Origin of the sequence: Reichenbachiella sp. MALMAid0571 (assembly GCF_040151475.1) — a bacterium.
Taxonomy (GTDB): Bacteria; Bacteroidota; Bacteroidia; order Cytophagales; family Cyclobacteriaceae; genus CAXBNB01.
The window spans coordinates 16,108-34,875 of sequence record NZ_JBDKWG010000128.1; the positions used below are offsets into that span (position 1 = coordinate 16,108).

12 protein-coding genes are annotated in these 18,768 nt (G+C 40.1%); 1 reads left to right on the top strand and 11 read right to left on the bottom strand.

Annotation, left to right across the window (positions count from 1 at the left end; translation table 11 throughout):
- Nucleotides 1-165: 165 nt before the first annotated feature.
- The 9 genes from AAOP42_RS11265 to AAOP42_RS11305 all read right to left on the bottom strand — a co-directional run bounded on the left by AAOP42_RS11265 (nt 166) and on the right by AAOP42_RS11305 (nt 15,272).
- Nucleotides 166-990 (bottom strand): amidohydrolase family protein, encoded by an 825-nt coding sequence (locus AAOP42_RS11265; protein WP_349528614.1) that lies wholly within the window; start codon nt 988-990, stop codon nt 166-168.
- 36 nt (nt 991-1,026) lie between these two features.
- A complete protein-coding gene (locus AAOP42_RS11270; RefSeq protein WP_349528615.1) occupies nt 1,027-2,166 on the bottom strand; it encodes a phosphatidylinositol-specific phospholipase C1-like protein in 1,140 nt (379 codons plus the stop codon).
- Between the two features lie 2 nt (nt 2,167-2,168).
- Nucleotides 2,169-4,301 carry a GDSL-type esterase/lipase family protein gene (locus tag AAOP42_RS11275; RefSeq protein ID WP_349528616.1) on the bottom strand — a complete coding sequence of 711 codons (2,133 nt, stop codon included), beginning with the start codon at nt 4,299-4,301 and terminating at the stop codon, nt 2,169-2,171.
- The gene (locus tag AAOP42_RS11280) at nt 4,301-5,845 is read right to left on the bottom strand and encodes an aldehyde dehydrogenase (NADP(+)) (protein ID WP_349528617.1); all 1,545 of its coding nucleotides are present in this window, start codon (nt 5,843-5,845) and stop codon (nt 4,301-4,303) included. The genes AAOP42_RS11275 and AAOP42_RS11280 overlap by 1 nt, the downstream gene beginning before the upstream one ends.
- Nucleotides 5,846-5,854: 9 nt before the next feature.
- On the bottom strand, nt 5,855-6,694 hold the full coding sequence (locus AAOP42_RS11285) for a fumarylacetoacetate hydrolase family protein (protein WP_349528618.1): 840 nt from the start codon (nt 6,692-6,694) through the stop codon (nt 5,855-5,857).
- 71 nt (nt 6,695-6,765) lie between these two features.
- A complete protein-coding gene (locus AAOP42_RS11290) occupies nt 6,766-7,899 on the bottom strand; it encodes a carbohydrate-binding family 9-like protein (RefSeq protein WP_349528619.1) in 1,134 nt (377 codons plus the stop codon).
- A gap of 10 nt (nt 7,900-7,909) precedes the next feature.
- A complete protein-coding gene (locus AAOP42_RS11295; RefSeq protein WP_349528620.1) occupies nt 7,910-10,060 on the bottom strand; it encodes a glycoside hydrolase family 31 protein in 2,151 nt (716 codons plus the stop codon).
- A 211-nt stretch (nt 10,061-10,271) separates the two neighbouring features.
- Nucleotides 10,272-12,617, bottom strand: a complete 2,346-nt coding sequence (locus AAOP42_RS11300; RefSeq protein ID WP_349528621.1) for a right-handed parallel beta-helix repeat-containing protein — start codon at nt 12,615-12,617, stop codon at nt 10,272-10,274.
- Nucleotides 12,618-12,917: 300 nt separating this feature from the next.
- The gene (locus AAOP42_RS11305; RefSeq protein WP_349528622.1) at nt 12,918-15,272 is read right to left on the bottom strand and encodes a beta-N-acetylhexosaminidase; all 2,355 of its coding nucleotides are present in this window, start codon (nt 15,270-15,272) and stop codon (nt 12,918-12,920) included.
- A 123-nt stretch (nt 15,273-15,395) separates the two neighbouring features.
- Between AAOP42_RS11305 and AAOP42_RS11310 the strand changes: the two genes are divergently transcribed.
- On the top strand, nt 15,396-16,166 hold the full coding sequence (locus AAOP42_RS11310) for an enoyl-CoA hydratase/isomerase family protein (protein ID WP_349528623.1): 771 nt from the start codon (nt 15,396-15,398) through the stop codon (nt 16,164-16,166).
- A gap of 49 nt (nt 16,167-16,215) precedes the next feature.
- Here the strand turns inward: AAOP42_RS11310 and AAOP42_RS11315 are convergent, their stop codons facing one another.
- Complete coding sequence (locus tag AAOP42_RS11315; protein ID WP_349528624.1) at nt 16,216-17,592, bottom strand: Gfo/Idh/MocA family oxidoreductase; 1,377 nt, start codon at nt 17,590-17,592, stop codon at nt 16,216-16,218.
- 43 nt (nt 17,593-17,635) lie between these two features.
- A complete protein-coding gene (locus AAOP42_RS11320) occupies nt 17,636-18,664 on the bottom strand; it encodes a DUF6807 domain-containing protein (protein WP_349528625.1) in 1,029 nt (342 codons plus the stop codon).
- Nucleotides 18,665-18,768 lie beyond the last annotated feature (104 nt).

Consider the following 18,768-nt stretch of genomic DNA (forward strand, 5'->3'; position numbering starts at 1 on the left):
GGTAAGGAGGTTTTGCTTTTAAATGCTTTTTCCCTGCCTCCAAGGAGGGAAATTTCAATCTACAAGAAAATAAACTTGTCACACCTAAGGATCTTAGGGTTAAGAACAAGTCAATTTGGAATAAAAATCTTATCAGCTTATATTTTGATTGTTTAAAATCAAAGCTTACAGATTGTAAAAATCAACGGCATTTTGCCCCATGACTTTTACCCTTTCTTCTACTGTGAATTGACCTATGTAATGTTCCACAATATTCAATCCCTTTTGGTATTCGGCAGCTACCAAACAGACCGGCCAATCCGAACCGAACATAACTCTGTCAGTACTAAAAGCTTCAAAAACGACATCCAGATAAGGTGTAAAATCTTCTTCTTTCCAGTTGTTCCAATCAGCTTCCGTAACCATCCCTGATACCTTGCACAACACATTGGTATGTTTGGCCAGTTCTTTGATTTCCTCTTCCCAACCCTTGATTTTCTTGTCTTTGATATAAGGCTTGGCGATATGATCCAACACAAATGGCTGATCAGGAAACTTCTGAGCCAGCTCAATTGAGGCTTTCAATTGTGTAGGGTACACAAGAATATCATAGACCTGTCCAAATTGGCTCAATTTGCTAATACCGTGTTGAAAATCCTTTCGCAGCATAAAATCGTCCGGTTCTTCCTGCACGATATGCCTGATCCCCTTTAGCCATTTGTTGGTAGAGAAATGCGCCAGTCGGTCTTCCACATTGTCTGCCAATAAATCAACCCATCCCACAACTCCTTTGATAAAATCATTTTTTTCAGCAAAGCCAAGCAAAAAATCAGTTTCGGATTCTGACTGATCGGCTTGTACAGAAACACAACCGTCAATATTAGCCGATGATAAAACGGGAACTAAATCCTCCGGCAGAAAACTCCTTCGGATTACTTTCATGTCTTCATTTATCCAGGCATATTTCACCGGATCATATTTCCAAAAGTGTTGGTGGCTATCAATTCTCATATTTGTATGTTTAGTGTTAATTAGTTTTCAATTTTATTATTCCAATATTTCTCCTTTACATCCTTCAGTGACAAATACCGGGTTGCAACGGGCAATGCCATCATCAGGCAATTGTATTTGGTATCCCGTACCCAGGCTTTTATCTTCCAGATAATAGTCGGTAGTGATAAAATGTGCTCCGGAACTTAGTGCAGCTTTAAACTTGGTATAATCGCCATTTCTGGCTTCTTCCGTATCTGCATCTGCCCTTGTCCTCACCATATAGCCTGCTTTCACCAGTTTTTTAATAGAATCCTGATCTGCTATTGGATCATTCATAATCATAAAACCAGCCTCGGGTGTTCCGGGAGCCGCCCGTACAAACATCAGTCTGCCTTTGAGTGACGGATGTCCTTTAACATAATCATCCATCTTTTGACCTCTTTCGTCAAGCACCAAAATTATTTTCCCTCTTACCTCATCAATTTCCGGCCAATTCATCAATTTGACTGCTTCGTCCAATGTCTCATAGTCGCCACGAACATCATCAGGTGTTACTATTCTCTCTTTAGGAAAGACTGTTAATATTTCACTGTCTAAAGCATCATAAGCCTCAGGTGTATAGGGTAAAAGTTTGGCAAATTCCGGACGATCAGCTTGTCCTGATTTGGCATTGAAAGTAATGCAGATTGGCAAATGTTGAGGATAGGCATCAGACCAATCTTTGATCTCTTGCAAACAGTCTGTAAGCCGCAAGCAACTAGATCGAAAGTCGATATCAGGTACGTGCAGCACTTTAAAACCCGGATCATTCATCACGCCATCCGGATCGTAAGGTTGTGCCTCTGTATTCTGTTGCTTCAATAATTCCAATCCATACGGTTTGGCAAACTGACCTCCCTCAGGGTCATAAAGTACATCTATTTCCAGATTTCTGAGTCCATGGTTTTCCAACTGATCAGCAAGGGGAATATGCCCATATTGCAAGCTCTGAAATGTTTCTGAAGTTTCTTCCTGCAAGATTTTAAGCAATGCAGGTTCAATAGGCCTTTTGTAGCTATTGTGGCTGCCAATTACCTGTATGTTATTGAGCTTTAACTTCAATCCACCTTCATTCATGTTTTTGTTGGCTGTTGGTTGACAACCAGTCACAATCAATCCCATCAGGAAGGCGATCAACAATCTATCCCTATTCATATCTATTTAATATTTTTCATCTGCTCCCGTATGTACTTTGCCCAGACCTTATATCCATCGGGTTTTAAATGGATACCATCATTACCATAATAGTCAAGACTTAAAGATCCGTCTTCATTGGAAAACAACTCAATCAAATTACTATAATTAACCTTTTTATTCTCACCTAAACCAGCAATCAACTGGTGTACTTCGTTGTATTTTTTTCTTTGATTAGAATCCTTATCCAATCCGGTAGGCAATGGCCCCAAAAGTAAAATAGCTGATTTTGGAAATTTCGCTTCTATAATAGTCAAATCCATTTCTATTCCTTTTGCAATTTCTTCTGCGGTATTGTCTCCAAAATTATTTACTCCAATTGCCAACACAACGAATTTTGGTTTGCAGGCTTCATAATGACCATTTTGAAGCCTCCAGGCTATATGTTGTGTCCTGTCTCCGGAAATACCTGCACTGATCCATTTCAACTTTTTGAAATATGTATCGGCTGCTTCCTTCCCAGGTTTGTAAGTAGTCAAAGTACGGCTTCCACCCCACCCCTGAGTAATAGAATTTCCAATAAGTAGTAAATCTATTTTCCCTGAATTTCTGCACAAAGAGTCTATATCTTCCATCTGTGCCCACCAGTCTTTTCCCTCTTTCCAACCTGCGGCAGACCTATACTCAGCTCCCGGAGCAGCAATGGTTGCAAAATTGATTTTATTATCAGTTACCCTCAAAATAAAATCTACAATTGGAGTCGGATTTTTCAAGCTATGTGGATGGTGGTCAACACCTTCTTTGTAAATCACATTGATTTCACCACCTGATTCTTTGATTTTCTGTTCAAAAATCCGGCTGTTTTCATCTACGGGTACTACCTTGTCAGCCTCACCACAAACATGTATCATGGAAAATCCTGCTTTGGCAATCGCTTCAGTTTTATGGATGGGATTTCCAGCAAAAGCGTCAATAGATTCCTGAGATTCCAGTCCATATACTTTCATGAACCGTTCCCAATCGCCCTTACTTCCTTTGCCTTTCCCAAATCCTCCCGGCCAGCTTTTTCCATCCAGAACCGGGGCATCTGCATAAATACACGCTACTTTCTCCTGATTTTCCACAGCCCAATTATAAACAATCAAACCACCCCGGCTCATTCCCTCAAGAGCTGCCTTTTCAGACAATCCTCCTTGTCTCATCAGGTCATAAAAGTTATTCCATCTGGTTACTGCCTCTGGTGCACCATATAGGTTGGATACATCGCAATACACGACATGAAATCCCCTTTCAAGCAAAGCAATATCCGTTTGAGGTTCGTGTCCCCAAAATCGGGCACGCCAAATCCAGGGTTTCTTAGGAGCGATTCGTTTTGGTTTGACAATTTTACAGGCTACACCATTGTATTCGAAATCCATTTGTTCAAAACCATGAAAACTACTTTTTTTGATTTCAGTAAGTCCAAGCTTTTCCTGAATGTCAAAACCTGTTTCTGTTTTTTGAACAACTGCCTCGTAAACCCTTTTCGCTATCACAGTAGCTCCGTTTGACGAGGGATGTATTTTATCAGGAAATAATCCAGGTTGACCTACAAAAAGTTGGTACAAATCAATTACCTCGACTCCAGCATCATAAGCCACTTTTTGAGTAAGAGGCGTAATCTTACCTTTGATCACAGGATCCCAAATACTTGTCGTGTCTTCCAAAAATGAAGGAACAGGCAATAACAAAACAATTCTGACATTTTCATTTACCTCTTGAAATGAACTGATCAATGACTTATAATCCGCTTCAAAATCGGCCAGGTAAACCCTGTTTTGTTGCTTACTGTCGTTGGTACCCAGTTTTATAAACACAATGTCTGCATTGTAGCCCAAGGCATTCTTATATTGGTTGGTATTCCAATATGGATGGTCTCCTTTTTTTAGGAGGGTTGTTCCATTGACTCCAAAATTCCTGACTTCATAATAATCACCTCCAAGCATGGCTTGCAATTGCGCAGGATATGCATTTTTTTCTCTATTGACCATCCCAGCACCGTAGGTGATGCTGTTTCCAACACAAGCTATTTTTATCGGTGACTGTGCAGATAGCCTGCAAGATGCAACAAGCAAAAATAAAACTACAGCAAACCGTACAATTGCAAGCTTTCCCATTATATGGCTGATTTAGTCAATTCACCATCAACCAACCTCCAAATATCAAGTTGGTTTTCATTTTTCAATGCATCCGGCAAAAGCGATGCAGGATAGTCCTGAAAGCAAACAGGCCTTACAAATCGTTTGATGGCATTGGTGCCTACTGATGTGGATTGAGGAGCTGTAGTAGCCGGGTATGGCCCACCGTGTACCATCGAATGGCAAACTTCCACTCCTGTTGGGTATCCATTGACAAGTACTCTTCCTACTTTCTTTTCCAAGACATCAAAGAGTTCACCATAATTGGCAAAATCAGCCTCCGTTCCATGAACTGTAGCGGTTAGATGGCCTTGCAAATTCTTAGCCGCCTCCAGTATTTGTTCTTTAGTATCTGCTTCTACCAACACATTTGATGGCCCAAAGTTTTCCTCAGCCAAACCCTGATTTTGATTGAAGTTATCGATAGATGTTTTGAAAACAGTAGCAACAGCTGTATTCGGTGTAGCACCCTCTTTTCCTTTCGCTATGGCTTCTACATTGGCAGTACCGGAAACCGACTGTAAGCCATTGTTATAAGCAGTGCTGATACCTAGGGTCAGCATGGTACCTGCCGGGGCTTCTCCTATTTTTTCTTTCAAGGTATTGCAGAATACATCTGAGGATTCCGACTTTTGGACAAAAGCCAAACCAGGATTGGTACAAAATTGTCCCACACCCATGGTAATTGAACCAACCATTCCTGTAGCAATTGCTTCTGCTCTTTCAGCCAAAGCACCAGGTAAAATAAATACAGGGTTGGTGCTTCCCATCTCGGCAAAAACCGGAATAGGCTCAGGTCTGGTATTAGCCAGATCATAAAGAGCTTTTCCTCCACGGAAAGAGCCCGTAAACCCAACTGCTTTTATTTGTGGGTGCTTTACCAAAGCCTCTCCCACTGCATTAGTGTTTCCTTGCACCAATGAAAATGTGCCTTCCGGCATTCCGGAAGCTACAGCGGCTTTTATGATCGCCCCTGCTACCATTTCGGAAGTACCCGGATGTGCAGGATGTCCTTTTACCACAACAGTACAGCCTGAAGCCAAAGCAGAGGCAGTGTCACCTCCGGCTACAGAAAATGCCAAAGGAAAATTACTCGCTCCGAATACAGCAACAGGTCCCAAAGGCATTAGCATATGACGGATGTCAGATTTTGGCAATGGGCTTCTGTCGGGAATGGCTTTGTCGATTCTGGCATCTACCCAGGAGCCTTCTCTTACTACTGTGGCAAACAGTTTCAACTGACCAACAGTCCTTCCTCTTTCACCAGTAAGTCTGGCCAAAGGCAAAGCGGTTTCCAAATGACACCTCTCTAACAAAGCATCTCCAAGATTCATTATCTCTTCGGCTGCTAAGTCCAAAAAATCGGCAATGCTGTTCTTATCCTTTTTTCGGTAAATGTCGAAAGCAACAGCAGCCTTTTGTACTACTTCATTGATTTCTTCTTCTGTATTAACTACAAAAGCTTTTTCAAGTTGCTCGTTGTTGGCCGGATTAATGGCGTAAAATGTTTTTGAATTACTCATCTATTCTGTTTAATTTTTCTTTGCTACAAAATTTACCAATGTTCCTATTGAATCAATGGTGATCCTTACTTCATCTCCTACCTGCAGGGTAAAATCATCGGAAGGCACAAGCCCCGTTCCCGTCATCAGAAAGCATCCATCGGGGAAATCGCATTCGCTGAAAAGAAATCCTACCAATTCGGTGTGCTTTCTTTTCATGTTGCTGATGAGTACATTGCCAAGATACATCTGATTGCCTGCCCTCAAAATCTCCAGTTTTATATTGGTATCAGGGTCAATCGGTTTTTCTGGCACATAAATACATGGCCCCAAACCTGCGCATCTTTCATAAACTTTTGCCTGTGGCAGATAGAGTGGATTTTCTCCTTCTATACTCCTGCTACTCATATCATTTCCCACGCTGTATCCTTCAATAGTTCCTTCCGAACTGATAAAAAGTGTCAGTTCCGGTTCCGGTACATCCCAGGTTGAGTCCTTTCTGATATTTACAGTGCCTCCATTTCCTACTGTTCTGTTGGCCAACGCCTTAAAAAACAATTCCGGCCTGTCTGCATCATACACTTTGTCGTAAAAAGTGTCTCCGCCTGACTTTTTCGACTCTTCCATTCTTGCCTCTTTGCTCCTCATATATGTCACTCCGGAAGCCCAGATTTCCTGTTTGCCAATTGGAGCTTCTGTGGTTTCTATCAATGAAGTATCCTGAGATGGAGTCACTCCCTCTATGTCTTTGAGCAATGCATTGTGAAGCCCTTTTCGGTTGATGAAAGCATCCCAATCCTGAATTTTCAAGATAAAAAAATCAGCTCCTTTTTGGACAACTGCTCCTTCTTTTGTTTTATAAATTTTCATATTTGCCTATGTTGAGGTTTTCTGTTTTACTCTTTTATAATAATGTTGATTGTTGATACTTCAATAATTGGTCATTCTAACCATACTTTTCCGTCCCACCTGATAAAGACGGTTTTATCATCAAACCCTTTTTGCCTGGCTTCCCATCGTCCATTTATCATACTTATTTCAGGTTTGAAATCAATATCGGCCACACTTAAATCTTCTGTTTTCAATTGAGCAGTATTAGAGGCATACTCATTGTATTCTTTCATAAAAGCTCTTTGACGGTAATAAATCTGTCTCAAAGCCCATTTCACATCATCGTTTGGATCGTCTTTGAACTTATCCGTCCCCGGTTTCAAATCAGAAAACTGGACGAAACTCCACAGTTCCGGAGCATGACATCCGGAGTTTCCTGAAACAGTCCAAATCCAATTGTAATTGTTAAATCGCTTGTTTGTCTCTGGATTAATTTTGTATTTGTAAGTGCCATCTGAAAAATCAGGCTGCCAGTTAACCCTCATACAATTTACCCTCCACTGCTCTCCATTCACGGGTGCACCACCATGACTAGCCAATTCTTCCATTACTTTCCAGGGTATGGCTATTTCCACTGTCCACTTATCGTCTATGTCACTCGGGTCGTTGATAGTGCCATAAACTTTTACTGCCTTTTTCATCCCATAGATGTGCCATGAGTCAATCACCTTCGCTTTATCTCGATACGGTTTTGTTAAAATCAAATCCCAAACAGTTTCAAAGGCATTCATTTCGATCTCGCAATATTCATGGGTATCTCCGTCGGGATCGATGAAAATCTCAAAATCGTTGTTGTGTAACACAATGTCATCATGATTTTTTAAAGTAGCCCAGATATGAGGCTCAACCAATTCAGCTCCAAAATAAAAATAGTCGTCATCCCAAACCATTTTCACCTTGGTACTGTACAAAGGTTTTGGTTTTTTATCTCCTTCTAAATCATTAAATTCATTGGTCCACTCTATGTCTCCCCATTCACCTTCAGTCAATTCCCCATCTACATTAATAGGATTTTTGGTTTTGTATGCCACGTACTTTTCAGGAATAAATTCTATATCCAAAACGGGGATTTCTGAAAGTATTTTAGATGATTCCCCTAATCGATCATCAGATTGTTTCTGATTGCATTTGCTAAGACATAAAGCCAGAGGTAGCAATACAAATGGTGATTTTATTAATTTCATTATTATTGGTTTATTTAGTCATAAATTTCCAACTCACTTGCTTGTTGTACCCATAAGGCTTACCCTTTTCGGGTTTTGATACTGAGCCTTTCAGGTTTCCTTTTTTATCTTTGATTACTTTGATATCGACTCTTGAATAATCTCCTTTTTCAAAATCAAAGCTTGTTCCATCGTCATCGTACAATTTAAAACTTCCTTCTTTAGTGCCGTAATGTCTTACCTCCAAATCGACCATTTCTCCTTTAGCAGGGGCTTGTCTTTGTACTGGCATCATGGGTATGATTCCTCCGTCTCTGACAAATAATGGTATTTTCTCCAATCCGGGAGATACTGTAATGATTTCATTAGAACCTACATATTTACCATCGTAAAAGTCATACCATTTTCCGGCAGGGAGAATTACTTTTCGCTCTGTTTCCCCCTCGAACATTGGTGCCACCAACATGTTGTCGCCCATCATGTATTGGTCTTTGACTTCTTTTTTTATTGCCATAGCATAAGGATTGTCAGTAGAACTGAGCGTTCCTGCTGATTCCTGCTGTTCAAATGAAAAACCATCCACCAGGTTCATAGCCCTAAATGGCGGTAAGCCTTCAAAATGGTATTGTGAAAAGGTGGAATAAATATAGGGCAACAATTGCATCCTCAAATTAGCCACATCCCTGACGGCAGTTTCAACTTCAGGAAAAGACCATGGCTTGGTGCCATCAGCCCAGGCATTGAGCATCGCCATTGGTGAAAAACATACCGATTGCATCCTGCGTACCCACTCTTCAGCTGTTTTGGATGCCCTTACTTCTGGTGTCCACAGCACACCAATAAAGCTACTGTTGATCAGTGCAGTTATGAAATCTCGGTGGCTGTAATAATCGTTGTAAATAACATAAGGCAAAGAGCTCGCACCAGCATTGGAAGCACGAACTAACCCATAAGTCCGCTGATTCAATTCTTTGAACCACTTGCCAGTCATTTCCTGAACCAACAAACCATAGACCTGTCTCATTTGTTCGCCGCTATATCCAGAAGGAAAAGTAGCCACATCAGGCCACAACCAACGATCGAAACCATCTACCTCGTCAATCTTATACCCACTCACTCCGATACTCAAATGATTGTCCACAAAGTGTTTTTTGAAAATATCTCTGGTTTCTTTGATGGTAAAATCAGGAACTATTCCATTCCAGACTGTATGAGATCCTGACAATTCTTTTACCTTGGGATACAATGATCCAACAGGCGATACAAAAGGGTTTAACCATAAATTTGATCGGATTCCCATAGCTATCAATTCAGTATTGAACTTTTTGGGGTCAGGAAAACGGCCTTCATCCCATTCGAATGTGCATGGATAAGCCATGCTGTGCCAGCCTGGTTCCACACCAATAAAACTCAATGGAAAATCATGCTCAACGAATTCTGTTGCTTCTTTAATAATATCATCCTGGCTGTACAATGTAGGTACTCTTTGAGTGAACCCCAATCCCCACTTGGGTGGAATATAACCTCCACCGTTGTACAAATTGTAACGCTGAACGGCTTCCATTGGGGAAGAACCACCATAAATGTAAATGTCAGTTCCTTTTGCTGGAACCAATATTTCTACAGCATCCGAGTAAGGGGAAGGATCCCATTTTTTATCTGTATTCCTATCCCTCAAAACCGGAGGATCTTCTGTATCCACACGAACACCAGTGCCTGCATATACTGTGATGTACCTGGCCGCATCTATCAATACGCCATATCCTCTTGATGAAACATAAAATGGAACAGGCGCATGTGTCCGGCCATCGTCTTTGCCTCCGTAGTGATCCACGTGCAAAGTCATGATCCTGCCTCGTTGATGAACTGTTTTGAAATTTAGCCCAAGGCCATACAATTGCTCCTCTCTGGTCAGCGGAAAACGCAAATAAGTTTTACCATCTATAACTTCGGTACTGATTTTATCCTTAGAAAATGGAAAAGTGGCATCAGGTAAATTGTCCAGTGCTTCTTTTTTAGGCTGAATATCTGCCATTTTCAACAAACTGATGTCCTCCGGCACTCCCACACTTGCTTTCCAAATTCCATTTTGAATTTCTTCCCAGTTGATACTTTGTGCAGAAGCATTGAATGCCAGGCATAACAGGTAAAATGCAATTATGATGTTTTTAGTAATTTTCACGGTTTTGATTTTAGTTATTTGTAATGCTATTTTTTTGATTTGTAATTTGTCAACAGTTCCTTATTTTGTTGTCATTTCAACGAAGGAGAAATCTCCTTCGTCGAGGTGACAAAAGTGGTTTATTCCATTTAATCTCAACTTTTAATATATAAATAGTAAATCTCGTTCCTGATAATCGATCATCAATTCAGGTTACTTATTAAAATTCGTTCTATTTTTTCGTATGCAACACCAATGGCATACTTTTTTGATTTCTAAAGACTTTCAGGTTCAATCTTCCTTTCCAATTGTGTACCTGATAAGCTTTCATTAGCCCTTGAATGCCCTCTATTTCTACACCTTCACAACTGATAACCACATCTCCAACTTGAATATCGGAATTTGAAACCACAGAGTTTTCATCGATAGTCAAAATCAATACTCCCGCTGTTTTACTCAATCCTGAAGCAGAACGCTCAGCCATCGTTTCAATATTTTTAATCTCAGCACCCAGCCAATTCATTTTCAGAGATTTAGAACTATTATCCGAAACCGACCATACTAAGGGAATGAAAGGTGTTTTGGCTATTTGCTTCAAAGCACTCCTTTTTACCCCAAAATCGTCCATTGGAAAATAGTTAAACCCAATGCTCAAAGCTGGAGACTCTTCCCTGACATTAAAATTACCGTGCCCGGCATCAATGAAGAGAGGATCGCCATACGCACTGTGCTGATCTACTCCTTTTGATTGCGCATCTTTTAATGCTACTTCATCCGGAAACAAATTGTAATCGACTTCTTTCCCCCACCCTGACAATCGGATGTCAGCATGCCCAGACAATACAATATTTCGTCTAAATACGTCTTCACTGTTTTTAAACCAAACATGAGGATGAAATCCATTGTTTACCATGACATTGTTTTCAACAGTTCTATAAAAACCTTCCCTCAGTTTAATTCCACCATTCAAACATAAGTTATTGTATATTTTATAATTGGATGAACCATCATCCAGGTCAATATCCCAACCATGATCGCATCTGAACCTATTGTTTCTGATAATGGTGGTATGAATAGCATCCCATTTTGGCATGTCAGGTAGGCTGTCTGTCAATTGATCCAGCCTGCCCCTGTCAGGATGCCAAAACCTGTCTCTACCCCAGGAATTGAAAGACCCGTGATCGCCGGATTCCAACACAGTATCGAATACATCATTGAATTCAATAATATGTCCTCCCCAGGTACCTTCACTGATGTTGATTCCAGCTCTGGGAACTTCGTAAATACTGTTGTAGCTTACAGTAATATCCATCGCCATAGATATCTGAACACCCGCAGTTTGTTTCTCAATTCGTCCGGTTCTGTAAATCAAATTATCATCCACAACGCATTGTGCCGGATATTGATTGTTAGCAGGGCCTTTAACTGTATCCATTTCGGCAATTGGCACAAACTGACTATACTGAAAAGAAGGAGAACGTACTGCACTCGGATCACCAACAAAAGTGATGCCTGTTGCTCCGCAATCATGAATATGATTTCCTCTGATTTCAACTCCTCTATTATACCTACTCACCACGATGACATTTCCTCCAAGGTTGGTAAATTCACAATTTTTTATTGACACATTTTCTGCTCCTTCAATAAAAACAGCTCCGCCTCTATACATAGTCCAATCACTACGCAACAAAGGTTCATATTTTTCCATAAATGTCCTTTGCGCATGTTCGAATCGAATGCCTTCAATCGTTACGTTTTTTACAGGATTGTCTTCTATTCCCAAAATATTGATCAAATGCTTTTGTGTTACCCCTTCGAAAACAGCTTTTTCAATATCAATGCCTTCAGTCGGCCAATAGTACAGCTTATTGTCATCGGACAAATACCATTCGCCCGAACTGTCAAGTTCTTCCAGAACATTTTCGACCATTCTATACTTTTCATGCATTGCGGATGGGCGGTTGTTTTGATGACCACCGGATAAAACAGGCTCACCATTTTCCTTCAAACCAGTAATAGTATAATGAAAATCACCCCACTCACCGCTGTGCATGGCGTGCACAATAGCACCAACAGGATCCTTCCACCCCTGAATTCTCACAGGATCAATTGCATCTGCCGCATGCCCCTGCCAATGTCCCCCTTCTTCATCATAGTTGGGATACCTGGCCAATATTTGCTGTTTTCCACTCACGTAAAACTGATCGAAATTGGCTTGCTTCGACACATCGGCTACCATGATCTGTCCTTCGTATTGATTCCAATTCAAGTCAAGCACTTTAGAGCCCTTCACTACTACTTCACCAGCTCCAATAATCTTAACGCCATTCATTTTGGGAGAAATTTCAATTGGCGCATCAAGTCTGTATTCTCCAGAAGCCATGTGAATAGTTGCCTGAATCCCCTGAAACTTCTCTACTTCCGCCAAAGCATCCTGAACGCTGCTAAAAGGAGATTCTTTGCTTCCTTCATTGTCAGGTTGCCCGTTTGGACTTATATAAAGTTCTAATGATTCCGGTTGACATCCAGATAATAAAAAGATAATTGAAGCAAAAATGATGAGTAAATTGTTTCTCATAAATAGTATAGTTATAGCTTATTTTAGCTCCAAAAAAATCAATTCTTTACTCTCTACAAATGAGTAAATCAAGAATCATTTTGAAATAGATTCTAATTCTTCCGTTCTGATTTTTACTAATAAAACAGGCACTGACTTTAACCTTCAAAACTAAGATTTGATATGAAAATTCTCTACAAGTTATTGCGCCCTTTATAATACTTTTTTTGCCGTCTGATGAAAATATTCTGACTATTATGAGATAAAGGTGTAACCATGCCCTCTCTCATTTTAAAAATACAGAGAAGTTAATTCTACTGATTAATAAACAACCAACTCATCAATTGATATTCTTGAAGCACTTCCTGCCCTGTGATGCCCTTCAGGAATTGGGTTAACGCTTTTTGCTTTTATCCTCATAGCTTTAACAATTGTTTTCGGAAAACTCACTTCAGTAGTCACTTTATTTCTTCCCTGAGTGTGACTGGCAAGAATCTGTTCTGTTTCACCCAGCTTTGTAAATGATTTCCCGTCTTTTGAACCATAAACCTCGACATTCTCAGGAAGATAGATTCCACTGATGGTCATGCGTAAAGTAGTCATTTTAAACTTTTCAATTTCAGTCAGTGTATCAAAAACAACATCCAACTCTACGTCTCCGTTAATACCCTGCCATGCCGGATCTCCGGCATTCAACTTCGCATAATTCAAGTCCACCAATGCACTAACCCCTGCCGTACTCTTCTGCTTTGATGTTGGTGAATTGTAAACCACTTGAGCTCCATAGGCTTTGTGAACCGGGAAACTCATTTCTGATATATTTCCAATCTGCACCCCATCCAAAAAAGTAGTGGCTTTAATCACTGTAGTTTTATCAATAGGAAAGGTTGATTCGTATTTATTGGAATTCATTGTAGGAATGCTTCCATCCAGAGTATAATAAATATCAAGTCCTTCTACTTCTGTTTTCATGCTTATATCTATTCCACCATTATTTCCTTCATGCTCTATCCATACATTGAATGCACTGGTAGCATAGCGTTCTCCTTCTGCATCCAAGCGTCGAAACTGTGGCAATAACCTCCTTGTAAAACCCATCCAGTTTTTTGATTTCTCAGCCGTCCAGCCATTTTCAGCTATCGCATATAATCTGGGAAAAGTCATATAAGTCAATTTACCCCAATCTCCAATTGATTCAGTCCATAAGTTACCCTGAACGCCAAGTACATGCCTGCCCTGCTCTTGTGTCAAGCTATCCGAAATGATTTTGTACTCATAAGCATCCTTAAGAAAGCTGTATGAATAACCAAGATTTGGCTCCAGATCATCATGCCCTTGCTTCAAATCCAGGTAACAATACTTGTTGGGAGTCATGATTACGTCATGCCCGGCTCTGGCTGCTGCTATTCCACCTTTTTCACCTCTCCATGACATTACAGTAGCATTTGGAGCCAAACCACCTTCCAGTATTTCATCCCAACCTATCATATCTTTACCACGAGCATTCACTATATCTTCTACCCGTTTGATAAAATAACTTTGCAATTCATGCTCGTCCAACAAACCTTCATCTTTGATCCTCCTTTGGCAATCAGGATCTTTTTTCCATGAGAGTTTATTGCACTCATCCCCACCAATATGGATATAATTAAAAGGAAACAAATCCATTACTTCTCCTAACACATCTCTTACAAACTTGAAGGTGACTTCTTTGCCGGGACAATAAGTATTGTCTTTGTACACACCACCGGTGGCCACATAAAATGGGCCGCCTGTACATGATATTTCAGGATAAGCAGCAATAGTAGCCTGAGAATGTCCGGGCATATCAATCTCCGGTACCACTTCTATGAAAAGTGCTTTAGCATAAGCAACAATTTCTTTAATTTCTTTTTGAGTATAGAATCCACCATAAGTAGGCGTCTCACCTGGTTGCTGGACTGGCCGTCCCCACCAATTTGAAATGGACTCATCGGTAACATTATAATCCATTCGCCAGGCTCCTACTGAGGTCAGTTTAGGATAATTCTTTATCTCAATACGCCATCCCTGATCATCTGCCAAATGCCAATGAAAACGGTTGAGTTTCATTTCAGCCATAAAATCCAATACCCTTTTGACATCTTCCACGCCGAAAAAATGCCTCGAAACATCGAGCATGTAGCCTCGCCAGCCAAAACGTGGTTCATCTATAATTGAAACAGCAGGTATCACTACCGGAATATCCTTTTGAACTGTTCCTGCCGACAATTGAGTAGGCATTAGTTGTTTCAAAGATTGTATTCCATAAAACAAACCCGAAGCAGATTCTGCTTTTATCGCTATTCCTTTGTCAGTCACATTGAGCGTATAAGCCTCACTTTTTTTATTTCCTGCTTTCAATTCTAAAAGAATGCTGTTTTCCTGAATTTCATTCTCCGTAGTATTGTCAACAGACAATGCAAACCCCGAACTTCCTTCAAGTACTGAATTGAAATACCTGACCACAGGGCTGATCTCTGACACCTCTCCCAAAAGCAACAATTCGGTTTTGTCATTGATCACAAAATACCCATCCCCCAATGTGAGAGATGTTGGCTGAGGAATAATTGCCACTTCTTCAATATTTTCTATCTTAGGTTGAGACTGACAAGCAATCAAGACTATTGATACCAAAGGAATCCACTTTTTTAACATTTTATTCAGTAGTTAGATTTGAAATTCATTGATTTTGGTTAACACACACTCAACACAAATATGGGTGACATTATTGAGAATAATACAGAAGGAGTTTTATTTCTAATATGACTATTTTTAACAATGGAAAAAGGAAATGTAACATTAGAAGTCGAAAATAATATCGGCACCATCACATTTACACACCCACAAAGCAATACACTGCCAAGCCAACTTTTAGAGTTGCTCACTCATACCTTAACCAATGCAGGTAAAGATGACAGCATCAAAGTAATTATACTAAAAAGTGGTGGAAATAAAGCATTCTGTGCCGGAGCGAATTTCGATGAACTTATTTCTATATCTGATTTTGAGATGGGACACAATTTCTTTCTTGGATTTGCGAATGTGATCAACGCAATCAGGCTCTGTCCTAAACTGGTGATAGGCCGGGTTCAGGGAAAAACAGTTGGAGGTGGTGTAGGATTGGCTGCTGCTGCTGATTATTGCCTGGCGTGTACCTCTGCGATGATTAAACTTAGTGAGTTAACAATAGGGATTGGGCCTTTTGTAATAGCTCCGGTGGTGGAAAGAAAAATTGGATTTTCTGCTTTGTCTCAATTGACAATAAATGCTACAGAATGGAAAAATCCTGAATGGGCGAAATCCAAGGGACTGTATGCCGAGGTATATGAAACCACGGATGAATTAGACGAGGCGGTGAACAAATTAGCTGTTCAACTTAGCCGCTCCAACCCCGAAGCAATGCGCTCATTGAAAAAGATGTTTTGGAAAAACACTGAAAATTGGAATGAGTTATTGAGCGAACAAGCAGCTATCAGTGGAAAGTTGGTGCTTTCTGATTTCTCAAAAAAGGCAATTGAAAACTTCAAAAGTAAAATGGTAAAAAAATAGCAGTCAAAATTCTGACTGCTATTTTAACTATTTCTATTGAATTATTAGCTTATACACTTTCTGGAACAATATAAGGATATCTATACTTTCTTGTCAACATTAAATCTGCTGCTTCATTGTCAATGAATTGTTCAAATTCACCATTGAATTTTAAAGTTTCCCCAACTCTCATAGCAATATTTGCAATGTGAGGAAGAACAGTTGACATGTGGCCTGTTTCTATGTCGCAGTTCAAATCAAAACGATTTCCAGAACGAACTCCATCTATAAAGTTGCCAAAGTGACCCTTACTGTCTGGTGCAGTACGGAACGTCTGATCTCCACCAACAGCAGCACCTGCTCCCATGTCAGATCCGGCAAATGGTTCTTTATCACGGCCTTTATATGCCTTCCAGGTGCTACCATTCACTTCCATCCATCCTTCAGTGCCATAAAACATGTTCCCGATTTTGATGCCTTCATTTGACTCAGCGTTGGTATATCTTCCACGTGTTTCAAATTCCAGTATTTTTCCATCTGCATACTCAAATGTTGAAATTTGAGTGTTAGGAGTTTCCTGAGAGCATTCTTTTGGAGAAATACCATATATACCACCCATAGACTGAACTTTAACCGGGTGAACTTTTTTGTTTAGCCCCCAACGTGCTACATCAAATTGGTGGGGGCCCTGATTTCCGGTATCTCCATTTCCGGTATCCCAGTGCCAGTGCCAGTTATAATGTCCTTTTTTCTCGTTGTATGGACGATAAGACGCAGGCCCTAACCACAGGTCATAATTTAAAGTTGACGGAGGATTACTGTCTTTAGCAATTCCAAAAGAATCACGTGGTTTGAAACAAGTTCCGCGAGACATATATACTTCACCTATACCACCATCGTGCAAGAAATTCATTGCCTGCATTACATTGCTGATAGATCGGTTTTGAAATCCAACCTGAACAACCCTGTTGTACTTCCGGGCTGCTTCAATCATTTTTCTACCTTCCCATACATTGTGAGAACTTGGTTTTTCAACATAAACATGCTTACCTGCCTGACAAGCCCAAATAGCTGCCAATGCATGCCAGTGATTAGGTGTTGCGATAACTACAGCATCAATTTCTTTATCTTCATAAAGTTTGCGCATGTCTGTCACTGTACCCGGCTTATTGCCTTTTTGATTCTCTCCGGCCATTTTTGCTCTTTCGGCAAAAAATTGTGAATCAACATCACAAATCGTTTTGACCATTACACCATCGTTGTACATTTTGGAGAAATTGTCTAACAAACTTTCTCCCCTACCTCTGATTCCTACCGATCCGAGTATTATCCTGTCGTTTGCTCCTAATATGTTTCCGTATGATTTTGCAGAAAATGCTGTCGCCCCCAAAGCCACTCCAGCCGCTCCTACTGCTGTCTTTTTGATAAAACTTCGTCTGTCACTCATGTCTATTCTGTATTTCGTATTGTTAAATTATTTTAATTAAGGTTTATTGGAAGGATTGAGCCAACTTTTCGATTTCATCAACAGTTGGATCGCCGGTAAAGACAGCCAATCTATACTTGAATGTTACTGAATCTCCTTTTTTCAGACTGAAATTCAATTCTTCCTCTCCATCGGAAAAAATCTTTTGCCCCAAAGTATTGGCAGCAAACAACCCATAGGTACGGGCATGCCAGTAAGTAGGGTAACCAACATTATCTTTGTGATCAAAAATAACAATGGCTACTTTTTCACCATTCATTATGCCGGATAATTTCATCCATGTAGCACGGGTTCCCCATACATCCCCTCCTTCTATTCCTTCGCTGCTCAGGTAATTGCCTGATACGTTTGAGTTGTCGGGAGAAGCTACTTTAGTGATCTTGCCATGAGAATCTGAAAGCTCCAGAGCTTTGTCGCTTGGAAGTTCCAATTCACGGGTTACCCTTATAGCAAACATTCCTTCCTTGTTGTCAGTGAAAGTAACTTTATCAACTTTAGCGGTCAAAGTACTTGTACGGTCAATAATACGCACATTCTCAGTTGCTGAAAATTTAAATTGTGTGGACTCATCCAGCAAAGTGTTGCCAGAGTTATCATTCCACTTTGATGTAGTAGATAAAGACGCTTCTCCTGTACCACTTTTTATTTTCTTGGTTTTCTGATGTCTAATGGTACCATAACCATCTAATTTTTCCGGTGCAATGGCTTCAGAATTATTCCAGAAATCCAATCCGTTGACATCACCATAGTTAAACCAGATACCTACATGGTGTGGATGATCGACACGTTCTCCAGCTTTATTTTTTAGGGGAAAGTTTCTTGTTACTTCATTTCCTCCGGGAGTAACCACAGGCCAAAGTACGGGCTTCATAATTTCATTTGGGTAGATGTATGAGGTAAATAATTTTCCATCAACAAGAACATCTATTTTCTGCTTGGCCTCATCCGGAACGATTTTTATTTCCGGAGATTTTTGACTGACTCCATTGTACCCAATTAAAATCAGAGACATAAAAAGTAAACTTAATTTCATAATGTGATTCATATATGTTGTGCTAAAATTAGTGTTCAATAAAAAAGAAAATACTTTCCTAAATACCAAACTCTTTTGGTAATCAGAATACAGTAATTGTTATT

What these genes read in the sequence shown, in the direction of transcription:
- AAOP42_RS11265 (WP_349528614.1), bottom strand. Translation starts at nt 990, where the DNA reads ATGAGAATTGATAGCCACCAACACTTTTGGAAATATGATCCGGTGAAA.
- AAOP42_RS11270 (WP_349528615.1), bottom strand. Translation starts at nt 2,166, where the DNA reads ATGAATAGGGATAGATTGTTGATCGCCTTCCTGATGGGATTGATTGTG.
- AAOP42_RS11275 (WP_349528616.1), bottom strand. Translation starts at nt 4,301, where the DNA reads ATGGGAAAGCTTGCAATTGTACGGTTTGCTGTAGTTTTATTTTTGCTT.
- AAOP42_RS11280 (WP_349528617.1), bottom strand. Translation starts at nt 5,845, where the DNA reads ATGAGTAATTCAAAAACATTTTACGCCATTAATCCGGCCAACAACGAG.
- AAOP42_RS11285 (WP_349528618.1), bottom strand. Translation starts at nt 6,694, where the DNA reads ATGAAAATTTATAAAACAAAAGAAGGAGCAGTTGTCCAAAAAGGAGCT.
- AAOP42_RS11290 (WP_349528619.1), bottom strand. Translation starts at nt 7,899, where the DNA reads ATGAAATTAATAAAATCACCATTTGTATTGCTACCTCTGGCTTTATGT.
- AAOP42_RS11300 (WP_349528621.1), bottom strand. Translation starts at nt 12,617, where the DNA reads ATGAGAAACAATTTACTCATCATTTTTGCTTCAATTATCTTTTTATTA.
- AAOP42_RS11305 (WP_349528622.1), bottom strand. Translation starts at nt 15,272, where the DNA reads ATGTTAAAAAAGTGGATTCCTTTGGTATCAATAGTCTTGATTGCTTGT.
- AAOP42_RS11310 (WP_349528623.1), top strand. Translation starts at nt 15,396, where the DNA reads ATGGAAAAAGGAAATGTAACATTAGAAGTCGAAAATAATATCGGCACC.
- AAOP42_RS11315 (WP_349528624.1), bottom strand. Translation starts at nt 17,592, where the DNA reads ATGAGTGACAGACGAAGTTTTATCAAAAAGACAGCAGTAGGAGCGGCT.
- AAOP42_RS11320 (WP_349528625.1), bottom strand. Translation starts at nt 18,664, where the DNA reads ATGAAATTAAGTTTACTTTTTATGTCTCTGATTTTAATTGGGTACAAT.